4 protein-coding genes are annotated in these 3905 nt (G+C 45.4%); all 4 read right to left on the reverse strand.

Going from position 1 to position 3905, the window contains the following annotated elements; genetic code table 11:
- Positions 1 to 1026, reverse strand: a 1026-nt coding sequence (locus C5470_RS21465; RefSeq protein WP_207627077.1) for a toxin VasX, incomplete at its 3' end; no start/stop codon positions are given.
- On the reverse strand, positions 1023 to 1742 hold the full coding sequence (locus tag C5470_RS21470) for a DUF4123 domain-containing protein (protein WP_166291796.1): 720 nt from the start codon (positions 1740 to 1742) through the stop codon (positions 1023 to 1025). The genes C5470_RS21465 and C5470_RS21470, both read right to left, overlap by 4 nt.
- Positions 1739 to 2707 carry a hypothetical protein gene (locus C5470_RS21475; protein WP_166291798.1) on the reverse strand — a complete coding sequence of 323 codons (969 nt, stop codon included), beginning with the start codon at positions 2705 to 2707 and terminating at the stop codon, positions 1739 to 1741. Before C5470_RS21475 ends, C5470_RS21470 begins: the two co-directional genes overlap by 4 nt.
- Positions 2704 to 3905: hypothetical protein (locus tag C5470_RS21480; protein WP_166291800.1), on the reverse strand; the 1202-nt coding region annotated here is incomplete at its 5' end. The genes C5470_RS21475 and C5470_RS21480, both read right to left, overlap by 4 nt.

The raw sequence follows: 3905 nt of genomic DNA on the forward strand, positions 1-3905 counted from the left end.
GTCATCTATTTTCTTTTTCAGCGCCGGGTCTTTGGTCGCTTTGAGCCTTTCGACATAGAAACCGATGGTCAATGGGTAGATATTGGAGGCGTTGTAGCTCTGTTGCCACAGATGCAGGATAGAGTACACTTCCGCGATATCCCGCTGGCGGCCCACCGGGTCATGCAGAATAATAATCCGCGCCTGTTCGTGCAGGTGCAGATAACCGTTGATTGCCTTGATAATCACGTCGGCATCCATCTCATAGCTTTCCTGCGTGGTCAGCGCACCAATCCTGGCGGTCGCTAAATCCAGTTCATTGATGTCTTTTTCAATGATGGCCTTGATGTCGGCAAACTGCTCCTGCTGGATTTTGTAATCAACGATGAGTTTACGGAAGTACTTGACTGAAGCTTTAACTGCGAAAGGGGACTGCTCCTTATCAAGATTGATGAACTGCATGGTTTTCTGCCGCAGTGCCAGGCTGCCGTTCATTTTATCCAGTACGGAGGCGTGCCACGGGTGTTCGCTGTAGGCGATACTGATATTGATGACATCTTTGGCGACAAACAGGAACGGGTGACCTTCACCCCGGATGCCCGGCTCAGGAATAAGCCCCTCACTGGCGTCTTTGCGATTGAGGAACATGTATTTTTTAAATTTTTCTACCCGCTGCTTTTTGCCGTTAGCCTCTCTTTCTGACACGCAGTATTTAAAGATATGCAGGAGGCCCCGGGCTTTGCTGCCGCGAGCGGTAAGCGGGGCTTCTTCCTTGATATATATCCAGCCGGGGCGCAGGAGGCGGGCGGCGTAGCCTTTGGTTTTCTCGATTGATGAGGAGAACATCAGGGTGTGGATATCGGGTGGGGCCGCTGGTTTTTCCAGTTCTTTGCCGAAGAAATTCACATAAGCATAACGAACCGGGTAAATCGGTTTAATATCGCAGTCGCAGGGCTGCATGTAATTATCGACTTCAAGATTTTGCGGGAACAGCTCGTAAGCTTTTTCTATCAATTTGTCGAAGCGGTCCTGAATGTCAGTTGTCATAACATTTCCTTGGTTGTCAGTTTGTTGCACTGTTCAAAAAGTGAATATGCCCGTATTGCCGGTATTTCTGTTTGCGAGCAGGCTGACTCCCACAGCTGTTGCCAGCGAACTTCATCATTTGGCATTAAACACTTGGCGGCAACGTAATAGAGTATGGCCCGCTGTTGCGTCAGGCCCTGTAAATAGGCCAGATTAGTCTGCTGTAAAACAAAAGCAGGCAGGGTGTTTTTATTTACCTGACAGCGTTCAGCCAGATTGTCCTGAATAAAGTCAATGGCTTTAAGTATGTGGCGTTGCTGCGCCTGTTGCTCAAAAAGTTCACATAAGCGGCAATTGAGAGTAACAGGCGCGGGTTTTGCCTGTCGGATGTTTTCAGTGAGGGTGATCATGTGATGGGTATCCGGTTCATCACCATAAAACCACACGGCATTGATACCCTGCATAAAATGGGCTAATGGCCCGTCAGATAGGGTATTAAGCAGTGTTATTAGTGTCTTAGGGTGATAGAAACGAAAAAACGACCATTCCTGAGTCAGCTCGTTTTTCAGATAGGCAAATTTGCGCAGATGATTTAACAGCGCGTCGAAAGGCTGCTCGCTCTTTTCCTGTTGTACAACTATTACGAGTTGCTTATCACTTATCTGTGAAATATACCGTATCAACTGTAATTCAGATTGGGAGCTTTCCGTCAGATGGGTTTGTAATGCAACTTTCATTCGGAAAGATCTTCATCAGGAGGACCTAAGCGATCCAATTCTGCCAAAATCAACGGAATTTGTGTGTCTAAATCAGCGGGTCTTTTATCCTTACTCCACCAGATAAGGGGTCCACGGCGTTTATAATCCACCTTACTGACTGCTTCTTTGCCGTTTAATAAGAATTTCACCATAAAGGCGACTGCCAGCGCTTTATCATTGCCACTGCTTAAGAAGGCAAAGGAATAACTACTGACGTTAGGGATAAAACCACGCCCAATAAGCTGATTGTTTTCGTCCAAGCCATAGACTTTGAGGAACAGAATATTAGTTTTTTCTGCCATGCCGACTTGTGGATAACGGGCAGCATAAGCTTTACCTTTATACCAGGTGTAAAAAATCTGTCGTTCACGATCAATAATTAATGGTGCCTGACGGCGTGAAAAAAATACAGCCCAGATAAAAGGTGGGATAATTATTAGATAAAGAAGTAGGAAACCTATATCAATTTTGATAATCCGTGAACTACTGGGATAAAAGGTATAGCGATAGTGAAGATATTTTCTCAGAGATATCTCTTTATCGTTACCAATATAACGGGCATTTTCCATAGCGCTGGGTAGATCATTGCGTAGATAAAATTTATCACCATATTCTTCCTTTACTAAGTTGACCCATCTATGGATAGCTTTTTCATCATTTTTACGGTCTTCGATAAATCCGTTAATATTCAGAATAAGACTGCTAATAATCCCTAATGTGATTGGGATCAAGGTAATACTCCGGGCGCGGCGTTGAGTGTTACGGATATGGCATTCCTTATTATCAAGGTAGTCCAATATTTCTGCGTGTTTAATTGTTTCCTCATCCTTAATATCCGGTGGTGCCGCCAGAAGTTCTTTTTCCCAGCGCGCCAGCCGTTTGGCTGGCAGTGGATGAATAGTAGGAAACCATTTTTTGAGTAAGTTTTTTAGGCGTTGCTTCATAGTGTGCGTTCTCCATCAAAACTACCCTTAATAGTATTTTCCTCTGTGGGTTTTTCTCCCCATAAATAGCGCAAAGGAGCGATAACATTGTCTGACTGCTGGTAATACCAATATAGCTTGCTGCGATAAGGGTTTACTTCGCGTCCTTCTGTCGTGACTATTTCCAGTATGGCTGTATCGCCATTCAGAGTTAGCTTCTCCTGTTCTCGTGCGGCCTTGAATGTGGCATCGCGAAAAGTGTCCCGTGTATACTGGCGACGATTAATGGTAATAGTGATAATTTGTGCACCGAGATAGTATATTTCATTTTCTTTAACGAAAAGCCCGTATATTTCCGAAACTCCCATTTGGAAGGCAGGTAAGGTAAAGTGGTAGGTCGTTTTTCTGTATTCCCTATGTATTTTCAATTGTGGCTGAATAAACAGATTTAAAAATTCTTGGTTCTCGATAACAAAATGATTTTGAGTATCATTATCCATTTTTCTTGTTATTTTGAGCTGATCGAATATTTCAGGTCTTCTTCCATCCCCCCAAAAAGCATATTTATCTGCTGCCCCCCAAAAACAGTTATTCAGTACTTTCTCTAAATCTGACCAGGCACTGTTGGCCTGCACAATGCTGCCACCAATAAGCAAGCTAGCCCCAGCTATAATCGCTGTCAGTACGCCCCCAGTCAGGAAAGTGCCTGCGGCAACCCCGATCCAGACCGCTGTAGTCAGGATAATCGAACCTGTTCCTATCGCTACCTGGCTATAACCTTCTATGTTATTACCCACTTTGAAAGCATTATTTGCATCATAGAAGGAGACCAGCGCCCCTAAATAACCTGCGACACTGCCAGAGACCCGGGAGAACTGACTGACCATAGCCGTATTGATGGCAGGCACTTTTATGCCGTTCATCAGCGCCTTGACTATCGGGGAGTTTACCTTACTCGCTAGCGTCGAACCGAGGGAGGCCAAATCGGCACTCATACCAATCACCGCGGTGCTAAAACGCAGCAGACTCATATAGGACGGTCCGGGCTGTAACGGGTTGTTGCGGGCATATTCTGTCTGCGTGAGCACGTCCGCCAGGGTAAAGGCATTCAGAAACAGGCTGGTGCCGGTCAGTGAGGAGTCAAACAGTAAACCAATGGACGGTTTACCGGCACCGTCTAAGGTAAAAAGCTGAACCGGCGAGTCTGCAAGGGTCTTAA

Origin of the sequence: Photorhabdus stackebrandtii, from assembly GCF_011189495.1 — a bacterium.
Taxonomy (GTDB): Bacteria; Pseudomonadota; Gammaproteobacteria; order Enterobacterales; family Enterobacteriaceae; genus Photorhabdus; species Photorhabdus khanii.

Coding starts and splice junctions, on each gene's coding strand:
- C5470_RS21475 (WP_166291798.1), bottom strand. CDS start 2,707: ATGAAGCAACGCCTAAAAAACTTACTCAAAAAATGGTTTCCTACTATT.
- C5470_RS21470 (WP_166291796.1), bottom strand. CDS start 1,742: ATGAAAGTTGCATTACAAACCCATCTGACGGAAAGCTCCCAATCTGAA.